At 36.1% G+C, this 16466-nt stretch carries 17 protein-coding genes; 10 read left to right on the top strand and 7 right to left on the bottom strand.

The window, feature by feature from the left end:
- Positions 1-29 precede the first annotated feature (29 nt).
- Entirely contained in the window at positions 30-1100 is a 1071-nt protein-coding gene (corA, locus tag AC51AA_RS00985) for a magnesium/cobalt transporter CorA (protein WP_500703880.1), read from the bottom strand.
- A 278-nt stretch (positions 1101-1378) separates the two neighbouring features.
- A complete protein-coding gene (dnaK, locus tag AC51AA_RS00980; protein ID WP_500703879.1) occupies positions 1379-3262 on the bottom strand; it encodes a molecular chaperone DnaK in 1884 nt (627 codons plus the stop codon).
- Positions 3263-3723: 461 nt separating this feature from the next.
- On the opposite strand from dnaK, the gene AC51AA_RS00975 reads away from it, so the two are divergent.
- The 3 genes from AC51AA_RS00975 to AC51AA_RS00965 all read left to right on the top strand — a co-directional run bounded on the left by AC51AA_RS00975 (position 3724) and on the right by AC51AA_RS00965 (position 5725).
- A complete protein-coding gene (locus AC51AA_RS00975; protein ID WP_500703878.1) occupies positions 3724-4185 on the top strand; it encodes an SRPBCC family protein in 462 nt (153 codons plus the stop codon).
- 163 nt (positions 4186-4348) lie between these two features.
- Complete coding sequence (locus AC51AA_RS00970; protein ID WP_500703877.1) at positions 4349-4786, top strand: acyl-CoA thioesterase; 438 nt, start codon at positions 4349-4351, stop codon at positions 4784-4786.
- 87 nt (positions 4787-4873) lie between these two features.
- Positions 4874-5725, top strand: a complete 852-nt coding sequence (locus AC51AA_RS00965; RefSeq protein WP_500703876.1) for a mechanosensitive ion channel family protein — start codon at positions 4874-4876, stop codon at positions 5723-5725.
- A 41-nt stretch (positions 5726-5766) separates the two neighbouring features.
- Here AC51AA_RS00965 and AC51AA_RS00960 read toward each other — a convergent pair whose 3' ends face one another.
- The gene (locus tag AC51AA_RS00960) at positions 5767-6459 is read right to left on the bottom strand and encodes a hypothetical protein (protein ID WP_500703875.1); all 693 of its coding nucleotides are present in this window, start codon (positions 6457-6459) and stop codon (positions 5767-5769) included.
- A 374-nt stretch (positions 6460-6833) separates the two neighbouring features.
- Between AC51AA_RS00960 and AC51AA_RS00955 the strand changes: the two genes are divergently transcribed.
- The 4 genes from AC51AA_RS00955 (at position 6834) to AC51AA_RS00940 (ending at position 10123) form a co-directional block, all read left to right on the top strand.
- Positions 6834-7223 carry a DUF1398 domain-containing protein gene (locus AC51AA_RS00955; RefSeq protein WP_500703874.1) on the top strand — a complete coding sequence of 130 codons (390 nt, stop codon included), beginning with the start codon at positions 6834-6836 and terminating at the stop codon, positions 7221-7223.
- Between the two features lie 158 nt (positions 7224-7381).
- The gene (locus AC51AA_RS00950; RefSeq protein ID WP_500703873.1) at positions 7382-8239 is read left to right on the top strand and encodes a sulfurtransferase; all 858 of its coding nucleotides are present in this window, start codon (positions 7382-7384) and stop codon (positions 8237-8239) included.
- A 19-nt stretch (positions 8240-8258) separates the two neighbouring features.
- Positions 8259-9488: an ATP-binding cassette domain-containing protein gene (locus AC51AA_RS00945; protein ID WP_500703872.1), complete on the top strand. Its 1230-nt coding sequence runs from the start codon at positions 8259-8261 to the stop codon at positions 9486-9488.
- Positions 9489-9511: 23 nt separating this feature from the next.
- Positions 9512-10123, top strand: coding sequence for a hypothetical protein (locus AC51AA_RS00940; protein WP_500703871.1), 612 nt, complete (start codon positions 9512-9514; stop codon positions 10121-10123).
- A gap of 75 nt (positions 10124-10198) precedes the next feature.
- Here AC51AA_RS00940 and AC51AA_RS00935 read toward each other — a convergent pair whose 3' ends face one another.
- Positions 10199-11242: an RluA family pseudouridine synthase gene (locus AC51AA_RS00935; RefSeq protein ID WP_500703870.1), complete on the bottom strand. Its 1044-nt coding sequence runs from the start codon at positions 11240-11242 to the stop codon at positions 10199-10201.
- A complete protein-coding gene (locus tag AC51AA_RS00930) occupies positions 11232-11855 on the bottom strand; it encodes a PASTA domain-containing protein (protein ID WP_500703869.1) in 624 nt (207 codons plus the stop codon). Before AC51AA_RS00930 ends, AC51AA_RS00935 begins: the two co-directional genes overlap by 11 nt.
- A gap of 316 nt (positions 11856-12171) precedes the next feature.
- Here AC51AA_RS00930 and AC51AA_RS00925 point away from each other — a divergent pair, with 316 nt between their 5' ends.
- The 3 genes from AC51AA_RS00925 to AC51AA_RS00915 all read left to right on the top strand — a co-directional run bounded on the left by AC51AA_RS00925 (position 12172) and on the right by AC51AA_RS00915 (position 14341).
- Positions 12172-13143 carry a D-alanine--D-alanine ligase gene (locus AC51AA_RS00925; RefSeq protein ID WP_500703868.1) on the top strand — a complete coding sequence of 324 codons (972 nt, stop codon included), beginning with the start codon at positions 12172-12174 and terminating at the stop codon, positions 13141-13143.
- Between the two features lie 84 nt (positions 13144-13227).
- Positions 13228-13686 carry a pantetheine-phosphate adenylyltransferase gene (gene coaD, locus AC51AA_RS00920; protein WP_500703867.1) on the top strand — a complete coding sequence of 153 codons (459 nt, stop codon included), beginning with the start codon at positions 13228-13230 and terminating at the stop codon, positions 13684-13686.
- A gap of 76 nt (positions 13687-13762) precedes the next feature.
- Entirely contained in the window at positions 13763-14341 is a 579-nt protein-coding gene (locus AC51AA_RS00915; protein WP_500703866.1) for a PhnA domain-containing protein, read from the top strand.
- A gap of 106 nt (positions 14342-14447) precedes the next feature.
- On the opposite strand, the gene AC51AA_RS00910 is transcribed toward AC51AA_RS00915, so the two are convergent.
- Together AC51AA_RS00910 and AC51AA_RS00905 are read right to left on the bottom strand one after the other, a co-directional pair.
- Positions 14448-14894, bottom strand: a complete 447-nt coding sequence (locus AC51AA_RS00910) for a hypothetical protein (protein ID WP_500703865.1) — start codon at positions 14892-14894, stop codon at positions 14448-14450.
- A 200-nt stretch (positions 14895-15094) separates the two neighbouring features.
- Positions 15095-16444, bottom strand: a complete 1350-nt coding sequence (locus tag AC51AA_RS00905) for a DEAD/DEAH box helicase (RefSeq protein WP_500703864.1) — start codon at positions 16442-16444, stop codon at positions 15095-15097.
- Positions 16445-16466 lie beyond the last annotated feature (22 nt).

The following is a 16466-nucleotide window of genomic DNA, read 5'->3' as shown; positions in this document are numbered from 1 at the left end:
AATTGTTATTTTCTACTTGGAACAAAACGTTAAAACCAACGTCTCTTTTTGAAATAAATGATCAAAGCAATCACCAAAAAAAACATGGCAATCATGACCGTATGATAGCCATATCTATAGCGAAGTTCAGGCATGTTTTCGAAATTCATACCATAGACTCCCACAATAAAAGTAAGTGGAATAAACACGGCCGAAATAATGGTTAGGGTCTTCATGATCTCATTCATTTTCCGACTTTGTTCAGAAAAATAGAAATTGGAAGCGCTCTCTAAGGAACTCATATCCGACTCAATTTGTTCGAGAAGTTCCAAACTTTTTTGATGCAATCGAATGAAAAAATTAAAAGTCTCTTTTTCAATCCCATTATAGGTATCATCATCTTTAATCGTTTTTAAATAATACAACGAATCCCGAAGTGGTGTTATCGCCCGTTTTAGAAAATTAAAGTTATCTCGATGGTTTTCTATCTTTTCTAAAATGATGGGATCAGCCCCTTTTTTAGTCAAGTTAATTAATTCTTCTATTTTCTCTTCCTCGTCTTCTATGGTAATGTAAAAGTTTTCCATTACAGCATCCAACAATAAATAGAGTAAGTAATCCACTTTTTTTGTTCTGACAATGCCTCCATGGGTACGCAGTCGCTCGCGAATGTGGGTAAAAAAATCACTTCGCTTTTCTTGAAAGGAAATCAAAATTCCGTCTTTCAATATGAAACTAATTTGTTCCACACTAATATTATCGGAATACTCCGAAGGTAAGAGTGATTTTATATTAAAAAACAATACGTTCTTCTGCTCCTCTAATTTGGTTCTTTTGGTCGTATTTAAAATATCAGCCAATAAAAAATCATCTAAGCTAAAATGCGCTCCTATGGTCTTTATTAAATTAATATCATTTAATCCATGAATGTTCAGCCAATTACTTTTGGTATAATCAATACAGTTATTTAATGCCAAAATATTGAGTTTTTCATACTCAATAATATCGTCATCATCATATACAAAAAGCTGCATTTCTGATTTATGGTCTTTATGCGAGCCAGTATACTCTAAACTAGTATGTTGTACCTTGCGGCCTTTTTTGTATTTTATCTTTCTCATTCAAAATGATTTATATAGTAATATTACAAAAAAGATTCCGAACAGTAAATGACAATTGTCATTTTATAATCCTCCATGCTTGAAGCTGCAATACCATTATTCTGCATCTCCTAGCCCCTATCACTAAAGAAAAAACCGAATCATTGCTGACTCGGTTATTTATCCTTATAAGGTAAAATAAAAGCCTCAACGGTACGTCTTTAGCTTTAATCCGTTCCATTAGGGCACAAAAAAACCGGATTATTGCTAATCCGGTTTTTATACTTGTTAAAGAAGAATTATTTTACTTCTTCGAATTCAACGTCTTCAACATTGTCTCCTTGAGCTTGCTCTTGTTGTGGAGCTGCTTGTTGACCTTGTTCACCTTGAGCGTACATTGCTTCTGTAGCTGTTTTCCAAGCTGCATTAATGTTGTCAAGAGCAGTTTGAATAGCTGGAATGTCTTGAGATTGGTGAGCCATTCTCAATTCAGTTAAAGCGTACTCAACAGCTACTTTATGATCGTCAGCTAATTTACTTCCTAACTCTTTCAATTGAGTTTCAGTTTGGAAGATCATACCGTCTGCTTCGTTCAATTTCTCAGCTCTTTCTCTTGCGATTTTATCAGACTCAGCATTAGCTTCAGCATCTTGTTTCATTTTTTCGATTTCTTCAGAAGTTAATCCAGAAGAAGCTTCGATACGAATATCGTGAGATTTTCCAGTTCCTTTATCAGTAGCAGTTACTTTGATGATACCATTAGCATCAATATCAAAAGCAACTTCAATTTGAGGAACTCCTCTTGGTGCTGGTGGAATACCATCTAAATGGAAACGACCAATAGTTTTGTTATCAACAGCCATTGCTCTAGCTCCTTGTAATACGTGAAGCTCAACAGATGGTTGAGAATCAGAAGCAGTAGAGAATACTTGAGATTTTTTAGTTGGGATAGTTGTGTTAGCCTCAATTAAGATAGTCATAACACCACCCATAGTTTCGATACCTAAAGATAAAGGAGTAACGTCAAGTAACAATACATCTTTTACATCTCCAGATAAAACTCCACCTTGAATAGCTGCTCCAATAGCAACAACCTCATCAGGATTAACTCCTTTAGACGCTTTTTTACCAAAGAATTTTTCAACTTCGTCAGCAATTCTTGGCATACGAGTAGAACCTCCAACAAGAATAACTTCATCAATATCAGATGTAGATAAACCTGCATCTTTTAATGCTTTAGCAACAGGCTCCATAGAACGTTTTACTAATGCGTCAGTTAATTTTTCAAATTGAGCTCTAGTTAATTTTTTCACTAAGTGTTTTGGTCCAGAAGCAGTAGCTGTAACGTATGGCAAGTTGATTTCAGTCTCAGAAGAAGAAGACAACTCAATTTTTGCTTTTTCAGCAGCTTCTTTCAAACGTTGTAATGACATTGGGTCAAGACGTAAGTCAATTCCTTCTTCAGCTAAAAATTCATTAGCTAACCAGTCAATAATTTCGTGGTCAAAGTCATCTCCACCTAAGTGAGTATCACCGTTTGTAGACAATACTTCGAAAACTCCGTCTCCTAATTCAAGAACAGAAATATCAAATGTACCACCACCTAAATCGTAAACAGCAATTTTTTGATCAGTTCCTTTTTTATCTAATCCGTAAGCTAATGCCGCAGCAGTTGGCTCGTTGATGATACGCATAACTTTAAGACCTGCAATTTCACCAGCTTCTTTCGTAGCTTGACGTTGTGCATCATTAAAGTAAGCAGGAACAGTAATAACCGCTTCAGTTACTGTTTGGCCTAAATAGTCTTCAGCAGTTTTTTTCATTTTTTGAAGTGTCATTGCAGACAATTCTTGAGCAGTATATAAACGACCATCAATATCCACACGTGGAGTATTGTTGTCACCTTTTACTACTTTGTAAGAAACTCTTTTTGCTTCATTTGTAGTTTCAGCAAAAGTGTGTCCCATAAAACGTTTAATAGAAGCAATCGTTTTTGTAGGATTCGTTACCGCTTGTCTTTTTGCAGGATCACCCACTTTAATTTCTCCACCTTCAACAAAAGCGATGATAGATGGTGTTGTTCTTTTTCCTTCTGCGTTAGGAATAACAACTGCTTCGTTACCTTCCATTACAGAAACACAAGAGTTCGTCGTACCTAAGTCAATTCCGATTATTTTACCCATTTTTATATAATTTATTTTTGATATACTAATTTTATAACTCAAGGTGGCATAAGTCAATCTTTGTGCCAATATAAAAAACCAAAGTAAATTGTCAGTTTTCCTGTCGAGACATCAAAAAATAGCTGACAACATGACATTTTAAAAAACTGACATCCGTGGCATAGCAGCACTTTAGCTGTCATTATCCGGCTATTGGTCAGACAAAACCACTTCCTAAACCAGCATATCTGCTTTTCTAAACCACTTCATGACAGTATGTTATACCCAAACATTCTCTATACACTTCTTTTCACACGAAACGAACTACGCTATCCCTATTTCGCTCCAAAAATCTCCTCTACGACCTAGTATCAAAAAAGCAAGGACTCAGAAAATGCCACAATTATCACTTTTAAAAGAGAAAAAAGGCGCTTTTAATTGAAGAGAAAAAAAACTAACTTTATATTTCTAAAAAATAGCCCATGGCTTGCGAAATAATAACCACTACCCCAGACTCCGAGATTGTGACCACTCGAATTCTGAATTTCCCCCAAGAACTTGTTTTTGAGGCATGGAGTAATCCCACTCATTTAAAAAACTGGTGGGGACCCAAAGGTTTTACCAACACTTTTAATGTCTTTGACTTTCGGGTTGGTGGAAAATGGAGTTTTGTTATGCATGGCCCTGACAAAGGCCACTATCCTAATGAATGTGAATTTATCAAAATAGATGTTCCTAATCTTATCGCTTGGAAACGGTTCTCCAAACCACTTTTTCAGGTGTTAACCACATTTGAAGCTCTATCGGATTTTCAAACTAAAGTGATTTTTAAAATGCTTTTTGCCACAGTAGAAGAATGTCATAAACTCAAAGCTTTTGTAGTAGATAAAAATGAAGAGAACTTTGACAAATTGGAAACAGAGCTATCGAAAATGACTCCTTAAATACAGTCTTCACTGCTCTTCTTGGCTTTTTCCTTGCCAATACTTTGCCTGTTCACCCTCCTTACTTTCATTTTTTATTTGTAATTTCGATTTTTTAAAAACGGCTGTTTTCATAAAAAATAGGTGTCACAGCAACAACCCCAATACTATAAACACAAACAAAATGGTTTCATTTACTAAAGAATTATCTTTTCGTTGGTCTGATCTTGACCCCAATTTTCACGTTCGTCACAGTGCTTATTACGATTTTGGCGCACAACATCGTATTGAAATCCTAGAGCAATTAGGATTAACGTTGAGAGTAATGCAAACACAGGGTTTTGGCCCAGTTCTATTTCGAGAAGAATGTATTTTTAGAAAAGAATTAAAACTGTCTGATAAAATATTCATTCATACCAAAACATCCAAAATGAAAGCGGATGCTTCGCGTTGGTCTATTATTCATGAATTCAGAAAAGAAGATGATACGCTTTGCGCTGTTATTACTGTTGATGGAGCTTGGATGGATACCAAATTACGTAAATTAGCTTCTCCAACTCCAGCAATTGCCATTGAAGCTTTGAGCATTTTCCCTAAAAGCGACGACTTTGTTGGACTGTAAACCAACGGCTATTTGACAATCCTTAAACCATCCAAAAAGCAGTCCCATTAGGGATTGTTTCTTGGATTTTTTTTAATCTCCTAACTTATGATTGATTACGTAAAAGATTTTAGAATTGGTGTATTCATCGCCATAATAGGCGTTACCACCATCGTTTTAGGCGCCATAACGGACAAATTACTTCGCTATTTTCTGTATCGAAAACAAACTAATAAAGAATATGATGCCACTGGATTTAAATTTTTAAAACATTTAATCATCACCGTTATATACATCCTAGGCTTTGCCTTTGCTCTTATACAAATTCCCGAGTTCAAAATCATAGGTCATTCCTTTTTAGCCGGAGCCGGAGTGCTTTCCATAGTGGCTGGTCTTGCTTCTCAGCAGGCCTTGAGTAATATTGTTAGCGGGGTCTTTTTGGTTATTTTCAAGCCGTTTAGAATAAATGACAAAATTACCATCAATAATTTTGTAGGCACGGTGGAAGACATTAATTTGAGACAAGTGGTTTTAAAAGATGCTGAAAACAATCGCATCATCATTCCGAATTCCGTGATCAGCAATCAAATCATTATCAATACCAATATGCACGATACCAACTGCTGTAAAATAATCGAAATCGGCATTGGCTACGAATCCAATATCGAAAAAGCTTTAGAAATCATGCAGGAAGAAATAGCCAAACACCCTCTTTTTATTGACATTCGTACTGTGGAAAGTAAAAAACAAAACACCCCTTTGGTCGTGGCAAGAGTGGTCGCCCTTGGTGACTCCAGTGTCAGTCTAAAATCTTGGGCCTGGGCAAAAAATAGTACCGATGGCTTTGTTATGTATTGCGATTTATTGCAAAGCATCAAAAAACGTTTTGATGAAGCGAACATCGACATTCCGTATCCGCAACGGGTAATCACCATAAAAAAAGAGATCCCTAATTCTTAAAAAAAGCAACCAATAACAGCAACAAACAACCTCATTAGACTTTACTCAAACTTCAACCCAAAGTTTACTCTGTCAAAAGTAGTACTACACGAAACAGCAAATCGATCCAAAGTAAGGCTAGCGAAAATCCCCTCTACTCCATGTCCTGAATAAAACCCTCCTGCAGAGAAACGTTCCACCTGATATTTCAAAGCAATATCATTGACTCTGCTGCTGAGTTGGCCAAAAGCAATTATATGAGGCACAATTTCATAACTAGCATAAAGCTTTGGGACTAATTTTTTATAGTAATCAAAACTTTCATCCGTTTTATAGTCCACACTTGAAGAATGCAGATTTTCTAAACTTCCCCCGATAAAAGTATTTTCTGCAAAATGGTACGAAACGCTAAATCCGGTAAAGGTTCCCTGATAATCGCTGCGGGAATCCACATAACCAATGGCAATGGTCGCCCTAAAGTTTTCGCATATTTTACCAATATACCCTATATAAGTACGATCTATGGCAGATTTATCGATTCCTGCCCCCAAAATAAGATCATCTTCACACATATTAATGGCATATTGAAAATAAGCCGAATATTGATCTTTATTGGCCGAAACAAGGCTACGTCCTTTGTCAAGATCGATATTGGGAGAGATTATGGTAGAATTGATCACTGCGAAATCAAATGTATTGACTTCTTGAGCAAAAGTAGCCACAGTGAACAATAATAAAAGTACAGTTTTTTTCATGATATGCTTATCTAAACTAGATTCTATCCCAAAATTAGAGACAAATTTCTTGTTAATAAAAGAACATCCTTGAAGTACCTTATTACTCGTTTAAATGCACTTTTTCCTACACTTACTTCTTCAATTCAATCATAATTCTAACAAATACTAACGAGCGATTTCCAAAATCAAGTAAATACTATACATCCCCACTTTCGTACGACCTCTCGCTACCTAGCTCTTTAACGCACCGATCCAAATACGTAAGGCTAATTTCACAGTCCTTACATTCATTTGCTTGATTTCTGCGTTTTTGTCTATCAGAAGACCAAAATATAAAAGCATTAATCGTATTTTTGAATACTATTTTTTTTTAACCCTAACACACAAATTCCATGTTTACAATCGAACAAATAAAAGAGGCACATGCCAAAGTACAAAGTGGTGCTGATTTCCCGAACTACATACAAGACTTAATTATTTTGGGTGTAAAAGGGTATGACACTGCTGTCAGCAATGGGAATGTCGAATATTATGGTGTGAACAATTACAAAATAGCTTCCAACGAAACCTATCCTGAAATCAATGTTGCCCCAGTGGTCAACAAAGAGCGTTTTATTGAGTTTTTAGTCCAACATCAAGACGGTCAAACCGATTATTTAACTTTCTGCAAGCAAGCGGCACAATCTGGAATTGCCCAATGGCGTGTTGATATTATTGAAATGACCTGCACCTACTATGATCAAGCAGGAAATGAAATCGTAATCGAAAAGATTGCTATGTAAGCAATTCAAAGAGTAACAAAATGGTCTTTTAAAATGCAACGCTATTGCTAATTATACGGCAAGGAATGCTCAAGCACCGTTTCGTTTTGTATCGCCAATCAATACATGCATGCCTAAATAACGTAGTTCGTACAATCAAAAAAGAAAAATGACTCAAGATGATACACTCCCTTTCTCCGATCATAAATCCTGAAGAATTACTCCAATTAAAAGAGGCTACTGACATCATACTTATTGATGCTAGAGCAGGAGTCAATGCAGAGGAAAATTATCAAAAGGAACATTTAGAAAATGCTCGGTTTGTCGATTTGAACCGGGATCTCGCCGCTGCCCATACCAATCCCGCAAAGGGAGGAAGACACCCTTTACCTTCTTTAACGCAATTCGCTACGGTCCTTTCAAAAATAGGCATTTCACCCTCAAGTCATATCCTCATTTATGACGATAAAAATGGCTCCAATGCTGCGGCTCGCTTTTGGTGGATGTTGCGTGCCATTGGTCATGAAAAAACACAGGTTCTAAATGGAGGTCTCCAAGCGGCTATAAAAGCTGGCTATCCAACAAGTTCAGTAAGCGCACCTTTTGAAAGCACTGCCAATAACCCTCTTTCCGGATGGAATTTGGCTTTAGCGGAGATAGATGAAGTCGACACAGCCCGAAATAGCCATCAACACCTAATCATTGACGTTAGAGATGCCAATCGTTTTGAAGGACTGACAGAGCCTCTGGATTTAATTGCTGGCCATATTCCTGGAGCCGTAAACGTTCCCTTTAATGAAAATTTAAATGAAAATGGCTTTTTTAAATCCGCTGCAGCTTTACATGAAAAATATTCCCAAATCATAGGAGATAAAAACCCTGAACATGTCATTGTACATTGTGGTTCAGGAGTTACAGCCTGTCACACTTTACTAGCGATGGATTATGCAGGAATTCCGATTCCCAAACTCTACGTAGGATCCTGGAGTGAATGGTCACGTCAAAATCGGGTGATGGCCACCAAAGAAACAAAATAATTATTTTTAAGATATAACAATGCAACACTGGGATGTACTTTTATCAAATCAGGTAAACAAAAAAGCTTTCATAGACAGCATACTGGCTGGAGAAGCAAAAAATGAATTAGCCGTTTTTAACAATCAAAAAGGAATACTATTTTCTGATATTTCCATTGAGAAATTCATCGAAAAAGAATACCAATACGACTCCGTAGAAGCCTCTCCTGAATCACACAGACAATTACGTACTTTTTCTTCAGGTGAACGTAAAAAGGAGTTCCTAAAATACTGCATCAACCAAAATCCAGACTTTATCATTTTTGATAATCCATTCGATCATTTAGATCAGGCTTCACGAGTTACACTAGCCCAATCACTGGAAAAACTAACCGATACCGTTGCCATAATTCAATTGGTAAACCGTACTGGTGATGTATTGGATTTTGTTCCAAACAAAGCGCAAATCAACGACAATTCATTTGTCTTACATCCCCTTTTAAAAAGCGATCAGCATTTTAAAACATTAAACACAGCGGCTATTCCAAAGGCTTTAGAACCCTTTACTGCCCACGAAAGTGTTTTAATTAAAATGGATAAAGTCTCGGTAAGTTACCAGGAGCGCAAAATTATAGACAACATCTCTTGGACCATAAAACAAGGTGAGTTTTGGCAACTAATTGGCCCGAACGGTTCTGGAAAAAGCACCATTTTATCCTTAATCACTGGAGATAACCCCAAAGGTTTTGGACAGGATCTTTATTTGTTTGGCAGAAAAAAAGGAAGCGGTGAAAGCGTTTGGGATATCAAAAAGCAAATTGGAATCTTTGCTACATCTATGACCGATTTATTTCAAAAAGGACACACTTTAGAGCAAATGATCCTATCGGGTTTCTTTGATTCTATTGGTCTGTATATCGAACCTACTACGCTACAAAAACAAATCGTCACCCAGTGGCTTAAAGTAGTTGAAATGACTAGCTTAAGAAAGAAGCGTTTTATCGATCTTTCTATAGGACAACAAAGAGTAGCACTCATTGTCAGAGCTATGCTAAAACATCCTCCCTTGTTAATTCTAGACGAACCGGTAGAAGGCCTAGACGATGAAAATGTTGATTTGGTCATTCAGTTAATCAATACCATCAAACAAGAAACCAGCGTCAGTATTTTATTTGTTTCACACCGCATTGAAGCTGGCCTTGCTCCTACTTCAGTTTTTGAACTTGTACCGAGCCTTACAGGATCAACTGGTCAAATCAAACACCATTAAAAATCAAATTAAGCTCCTTACTCATGCATTGCAAACCGTTTGCGCTATTGGCATTATTTCTAATACTGATTTCGTGCTCTAGCACCCTCTCCACCTCGAGAAAAGAATACAAAATAACAAAAGCTACTCCTTTAAAATCACAGTGGAACTATCATTCAAAAGAATGGTCGCTACAAAAAGATACTTTAATTGGAAAGGGCGGACCTATGCATTGGGGGGTTATCGAATCTAAAAAGAAACTCCCCAAAAATTATGAAATTGAGTTTAAGGTCAACATGACCAAAGAATCCTTGTTTGAGATCATGCTCCACATTGATAAAGAACAATACATCCGAACCTATCTCTACCAAATTGATCAAAATATAGTAATCGGAACAGGAGTTTATCATAAAAACAGCTATGAATACAACAAACGTGGCGGTCCTACTTTATTTAAAAAACCAATAAAACTGGAGCTTAACCAATGGTACTTGGTCAAAATTAAGGTTTTAGACAATCAATTATACTTTTCGGTCAACAACGATACCTTCTTAGCCTGTTCGATTGAGAAGAGCCATTTAAGTCCACAAGGAAAATTGGGATTCTTAACCAATGGAGAAGTCAAAATAAGCGACTTAAGCATTAAAAGCCTTTAAGTCCCTCTACCTCTAAAACAACAAAAAGCTCCAGTTGGAGCTTTTTGTTTATTCTATTTTTTTGATATCTGAAGGTTATTCTTCTTCTTCCTCTACATGATGAGATTTCGAATAATTACGCCATTTCTCAATACAATCTTGAAAATCCTGAGGAAGTTCCGTATCAAAACGCATCATTTCTCCCGTTGTCGGATGCACAAAACCAAGTGTTTTGGCATGCAGAGCCTGACGTGGCAATGCTTTGAAACAATTGTCTATAAATTGTTTGTATTTAGTAAAGGTAGTTCCCTTCAAAATCAAATGACCTCCATAACGTTCGTCATTAAATAATGGATGTCCAATATGTTTCAAATGCGCACGAATCTGGTGTGTTCTTCCCGTTTCTAATCGACATGAAATTAAAGTTACATAACCAAAACGCTCTAGTACTTTATAATGTGTAATCGCTGGTTTTCCAATCTCTGGATCAGCAAAAACAGCCATTTGCATACGGTCTTTTAAATGTCTCGCTAGGTTACCTTCAATAGTACCTTCTTCCTGAGCTACATTCCCCCAAACAAGAGCATAATACTCACGTTCAGAAGTTTTAGCTTCGAATTGTTTGGCCAAATGCGTCATAGCCGCTTCCGTTTTAGCCACTACCAAAAGTCCAGAAGTATCCTTATCGATTCGGTGTACCAAACCTGGACGCTCGCTGCTATTCATTGGCAAATTATCAAAATGATGTGCCAACGCATTCACTAAAGTTCCTGTATAATTTCCGTGACCTGGGTGTACGACCATTCCTGGCTCTTTGTTAATCAACAACAAAGCCTCATCTTCATACACTATATTCAACGGAAGGTCTTCTGGAAGAATATGGTTTTCATACGGTGGATGCGTTAACATCACCGTTACCACATCAAATGGTTTTACTTTATAGTTTGATTTTACGGGAATATCATTTACGAAAATGTTTCCTTCAGTTGCGGCGTTCTGAATCTTATTTCGAGTCGCATTCTGAATCAAACCCATTAAATATTTGTCAATACGTAAGAACGCTTGACCTTTAGGGACTTCAAATCTAAAATGTTCGTATAATTCGTCTTCTAGATCTAAATTTTCAATATTATTGTTCATCTGTTGGGGTTTCAGTAGTGGGTGCGGCTAAACTATCTACAGCCTGACCTTCATCTTCATAAGTTGCTTTTCCGTCTCCTAAAACCAAATCAATTTTAGAGGCTTTTAGCACTCGATCTCCTACTTTTAAATTTCTACCTTTATAACGCATCTCTAAAACCATATCTTTTCCTAAATTCGGAATATAGGTAATTGTTCCAGCCTCAAGCCCTAAAGCTTTTAATGTCGGAACTGCCTCACGATATGTTTTCTCGATTAAATCCGGAATTCTAACCGATGAAAATCCAGATGCATTAATTTTAATATATATTTTTCTACCTACTTTAACCATCGTTCCAGGCAATGGATCTTGCTCTACAACACTGTATTTCGGAAATTCACTTCGGTAATCAACACTATCCAATAGTACATAATCCAAGTCCAATTCGTCTAGTTTCTGCTCTACTTGTTCTTCCGTTAATTTAGATAAATTCGGAACCGCAATTTCATGTCCGTGATCAGTTGTAAAAGTCAACCAATGCATAAACAAATAACCCAAAACCGCAATAATAGCAATCGCCATCAATATTTGTCCAAAAAAAACTCGGCTTGTTAAATACTTACGTAAACTCATAAATTTATTTTTATTAGGGGCAAAGATAAAGCTATTTATTTTCAAAAAAAATGATAATTTTGTTTAAAACAAGAAAGCGAGTCCTACGACTTAACAGCAGAAGCTAATTCGCGCAATATGAGCATCTCTTTTAAGGCAAAACCCTCCTATAAAGGATATGATTGCCGTCAAGACAAGCCCTATTGTTTGCAAAAAAAGGCTTTAGTAAAAGTGGTCGGACTCTTTGGGTTTACCAAAATACTAAAGGACTATCCTTTTTAATTTGTAGTTGGCAAGTTTTAACTTGTAATAAAATATAAAAAAAAAATAAAAAAAAATGAAAAACATAGCCATCATCATGGGCGGATATTCAAGTGAATATAAAATTTCTCTTATCAGCGGAAACGTTGTTCATCAATATCTGAACAAAACAAAATACAACGGATTCCGCATTCATATTTTTAAAGAAAAATGGGTCTATGTAGATGAAAACAATGCTGAATATGCCATCGATAAAAACGATTTCTCTGTAACGGTAAACGATCAAAAAATCACTTTTGATTGTGTATTCAATGCTATTCACGGAACACCAGGTGAAGATGGTTTAATGCAGGCTTATTTTGAATTATTAAACATACCGCAATCTTCTTGCGATTATTATCAAGCCGCTCTTACTTTCAACAAACGCGATTTATTATCGGTTTTAAAACCTTACGGCATCAAAACTGCGATTTCGTATTACCTAAACAAAGGTGATGTTATTAATACAGCTGAAATCGTTAAAAAAGTTGGACTACCTTGTTTTGTAAAACCAAATAAAGCCGGTTCAAGTTTTGGAATATCAAAAGTAAAATCAGAAGCTGAATTACCAATTGCTATTGAAGTAGCCTATAAAGAAGACAATGAAATTATCATTGAAAGCTTCCTTGACGGAACCGAAGTTTCTGTAGGGGTAATTAATTATCAAGGAGAAATTAAAGTTTTACCTATTACTGAGATTGTTTCAGATAATGATTTCTTTGACTACGAAGCCAAATACGAAGGAAAATCACAAGAGATCACACCAGCGAGAATCTCTGATGAGTTAACTCAAAAAGTAAGTGAAGTAGCCAAACGTGCTTACGAAGTCTTAAAAATGAAAGGATTCTCAAGAAGTGAATTCATCATTGTTGACAACGAACCGTATATGCTTGAAATGAATACCATTCCAGGTCTAACCACCGAAAGTTTGATTCCACAACAAGCTAGAGCTGCTGGAATCTCTTTAGAAGATTTGTTCACTAACGCCATTGAGTTGGCCCTTGCATAAAGCCTATACAAACTAAGGTTCTGAGACATTAAAATCTTGGAACCTTATTTTTTAAAACGCAACAACCTTAGAAACTCAAAAGAAATGCGAAAAGCCATATTTCCAGGATCATTTGACCCTATTACACTAGGTCATGAGGACATTATCAAAAGAGGAATTTCTCTCTTTGATGAAATTGTGATTGCCATTGGTGTCAATGCTGAAAAAAAATACATGTTTTCACTAGAAGAAAGAAAACGTTTCATTGAAGAAACCTTCAAAGATGAACCCAAAATAAGTGTGATCACTTACGAAGGGCTTACCATTGATTTGTGCCATAAATTAAAAGCCAATTTCATCCTAAGAGGCTTGCGTAACCCTGCTGATTTCGAATTCGAAAAGGCCATTGCTCACACCAACAGACGACTTTCTAAAATAGAAACCGTGTTTTTATTAACCGCGGCCAAAACATCGTATATCAGTTCCAGTATTGTTCGTGATGTACTCCGTAATGGTGGTGAATACGAAATGTTGGTTCCAAAAGCCGTGAGGGTACAGAAATAAAAAAACACACTAAAATATAAATTTGTAAGCCAAGCCAATTAGGCCTAATTTCGCATTATAAAATAAACATCAAACAATGAGCATCGAAAGAGAATTAAACAAACGTAGCGGATCTAAATGCGAACTTTGTGGCGCTGAAGAAAACCTAAAAGCATATCAAGTATTACCAACTCAAAAAGGGGGTATTGACGAAAGCGTAATGGCTTGTAGCACCTGCATTGACCAAATTGAAAACCCAGATAACGTAGATTTAAATCACTGGAGATGTCTAAACGAAAGTATGTGGAATGAAAATGTTGCCGTGCAAGTAGTTGCTTGGAGAATGTTGAGTCGTTTACGCGCAGCTGGCTGGCCTCAAGAATTGCTTGATATGTTGTATTTAGACGAAGACACCTTAGCATGGGCACAAGCAACAGGAGAAGGTGAAGAAGATGAAAACAAAATTATTCACCGCGATAGCAACGGGGTCATTTTAGAACATGGAGATTCAGTGGTCCTTATTAAAGACCTAAAAGTAAAAGGATCTAGTATGGTAGCCAAACAAGGAACTGCAGTACGTAACATTCGTTTGGATCATGAAAATGCCGAATACATTGAAGGAAAAGTAGACGGTCAACAAATCGTAATCATCACCCAATACGTGAAGAAAATATAATTTTCAAATTGTGAAATCCTAGTGGTTTTATAACTTGAAAGACATTATCAACTAAAAAGGCTATTCAAATTGAATAGCCTTTTTTAATGTGGGTATGTAAACTAAATTATTTTTGAAATAATTTAGTGATCTGATCTTTCAAAAATGGTTCAGAAACGTTGCTTGCTGCAGCAGAATCTTTACCAGAAACCATAAACTGAACAGTAGCTTTCTCTGGAAGAACGCTTCCTGTGTAATGCAACCAAATATAATTGTTAGGTAATTCTAATTTGATATCATACAAAGGATTTGCTGCAAAACCATTTACAATTATACTGTAAAGACTGTTGTAATCGTTGTTCACGTTTTTAAAAGTAAACTTTCTCAAACTTGAAGATTCCTCCTCTTCATTCTGAATACTGGTATAATACACCGTATATTCATCTCCTATCTTCTGAATATAGTTGTTATTTACTTTTCCTAATCGTTCCACTGGAACGGTTTCAATCACTTTAATTTGTGCGTAGGTGACACAACTTAACAGCACTACGGCCATGGTAATAATTCTTTTCATAATTAAATTTGGGGTTTATTATTTAACGGTACAATAAACGCAGAATTAATGAAAAATTAAAACCTTAATCGTTAATTTATTAACATTCACTCAATTTTTCAGTTCAGAATAGTCATAAAACCAAAGATTCCTCCATTCAATTTACTGAACACCAACAGGCTAATTAAAATAAACAAAACCTCAAGTTCAAAGCAAAAAAACTAGTTCTCCTCTTCTTTTTTTACCACTTTACGGGCTACTTCAATTTTAAACTTCTTGCCTTTCATTTTTTCGTCCTGAATATTTTTAAGCAAGTCCTTCACTTTATTAAATTTCACAGCTGCAAACGATATAAAATCTTTCACCTCAATCAAACCTAAATCTCCTTTTTCCAATTTACCTTTTTGAGAAAAGAACCCAACAATGTCAATTTTATTCAGTTTTGTTTTCTTTCCACCACTAATGTAGATGGTTTGATATTCGGGAGGTTTTGGTAAAGTTGTGGTATTCTCCACTTTTAACACGTCCATACCATAATCAATATAATCCAATTGCTTTTCACTTTCATGGATGATCACATAAGCCGTTCCTGATGCTTGCATACGTGCAGTACGACCATTACGATGTGTAAATTCATCCTCTTTTAAAGGCAAATGATAATGAATTACGTGTTTCATTTCTGGAATATCCAATCCTCTAGCCGCTAAATCAGTCGTAATTAAATAACTCACACTACCGTTTCTAAATTGAATTAGTGCACGCTCACGTTCGTCCTGATCCATCCCTCCATGATAATAAGTGGCGTAGATTCCTTTTTCATTCAAGGTATCGCTGATACGTTCTGCCGCATCACGATGGTTACAAAAAACAATAGCCGATTGTGATTTCAAAGAACAAATCAAGTTGAATAAACTTCCTAATTTATCTTTGGCAGGCGATACAATCATTTTCATGGAAAGATTCGATTTTTCTTCTTCCTCAGGGATAAAATCCAAAACGGTCGGATTCACTACTCGTGTATAACGAGGAATTTCGATATCCGAAGTAGCCGAAACCAAAACGCGTTTGTTGATTTTTGTTAATTTCCCAATGATATAAGACATTTGCTCATGGAAACCCAATTGCAATGATTTATCAAACTCATCTAAAATTAAGGTCTGAACTTTATCTGTTCTGAAAGTTTCTCTGTCGATATGATCCGCAATCCTTCCTGGCGTACCAATTAAAACCGCTGGTGGATTACTTAAATTTTTGATTTCTGTATCAATGGAGTGGCCTCCGTAGCAAATGTTTACTTTGTACTGCGTCCCCATCTTTTTCCATACCTGCTCAATTTGCAAACCTAATTCGCGCGAAGGCACTAATATTAAACATTGAACAGAAAGAATCTCTGGCTGCAATAATTCTAAAACAGGAAGTAAAAAAGCCAATGTCTTTCCCGAACCTGTTGGAGAAAGTAATAAAACGTTATTATCGTTCAAAATAGCATCCTGTGCTACCTCTTGCATTTCGTTTAGGCTCTCAATACCTAAATTCAAAAGTATATTGTTGGAATGGTGTTTCTTATTCATTTTGCAAAAGTAGTTAAAAACT

This window comes from Flavobacterium sp. OHVDL-2026-0007, from assembly GCF_059882335.1.
Note: the sequence above shows the minus strand (reverse complement) of the source record. Positions and strands in the feature narration are given on the sequence as shown.

What these genes read in the sequence shown, in the direction of transcription:
- corA (WP_500703880.1), bottom strand. Translation starts at nt 1,100, where the DNA reads ATGAGAAAGATAAAATACAAAAAAGGCCGCAAGGTACAACATACTAGT.
- dnaK (WP_500703879.1), bottom strand. Translation starts at nt 3,262, where the DNA reads ATGGGTAAAATAATCGGAATTGACTTAGGTACGACGAACTCTTGTGTT.
- AC51AA_RS00975 (WP_500703878.1), top strand. Translation starts at nt 3,724, where the DNA reads ATGGCTTGCGAAATAATAACCACTACCCCAGACTCCGAGATTGTGACC.
- AC51AA_RS00970 (WP_500703877.1), top strand. Translation starts at nt 4,349, where the DNA reads ATGGTTTCATTTACTAAAGAATTATCTTTTCGTTGGTCTGATCTTGAC.
- AC51AA_RS00965 (WP_500703876.1), top strand. Translation starts at nt 4,874, where the DNA reads ATGATTGATTACGTAAAAGATTTTAGAATTGGTGTATTCATCGCCATA.
- AC51AA_RS00960 (WP_500703875.1), bottom strand. Translation starts at nt 6,459, where the DNA reads ATGAAAAAAACTGTACTTTTATTATTGTTCACTGTGGCTACTTTTGCT.
- AC51AA_RS00955 (WP_500703874.1), top strand. Translation starts at nt 6,834, where the DNA reads ATGTTTACAATCGAACAAATAAAAGAGGCACATGCCAAAGTACAAAGT.
- AC51AA_RS00950 (WP_500703873.1), top strand. Translation starts at nt 7,382, where the DNA reads ATGATACACTCCCTTTCTCCGATCATAAATCCTGAAGAATTACTCCAA.
- AC51AA_RS00945 (WP_500703872.1), top strand. Translation starts at nt 8,259, where the DNA reads ATGCAACACTGGGATGTACTTTTATCAAATCAGGTAAACAAAAAAGCT.
- AC51AA_RS00940 (WP_500703871.1), top strand. Translation starts at nt 9,512, where the DNA reads ATGCATTGCAAACCGTTTGCGCTATTGGCATTATTTCTAATACTGATT.
- AC51AA_RS00935 (WP_500703870.1), bottom strand. Translation starts at nt 11,242, where the DNA reads ATGAACAATAATATTGAAAATTTAGATCTAGAAGACGAATTATACGAA.
- AC51AA_RS00930 (WP_500703869.1), bottom strand. Translation starts at nt 11,855, where the DNA reads ATGAGTTTACGTAAGTATTTAACAAGCCGAGTTTTTTTTGGACAAATA.
- AC51AA_RS00925 (WP_500703868.1), top strand. Translation starts at nt 12,172, where the DNA reads ATGAAAAACATAGCCATCATCATGGGCGGATATTCAAGTGAATATAAA.
- coaD (WP_500703867.1), top strand. Translation starts at nt 13,228, where the DNA reads ATGCGAAAAGCCATATTTCCAGGATCATTTGACCCTATTACACTAGGT.
- AC51AA_RS00915 (WP_500703866.1), top strand. Translation starts at nt 13,763, where the DNA reads ATGAGCATCGAAAGAGAATTAAACAAACGTAGCGGATCTAAATGCGAA.
- AC51AA_RS00910 (WP_500703865.1), bottom strand. Translation starts at nt 14,894, where the DNA reads ATGAAAAGAATTATTACCATGGCCGTAGTGCTGTTAAGTTGTGTCACC.
- AC51AA_RS00905 (WP_500703864.1), bottom strand. Translation starts at nt 16,444, where the DNA reads ATGAATAAGAAACACCATTCCAACAATATACTTTTGAATTTAGGTATT.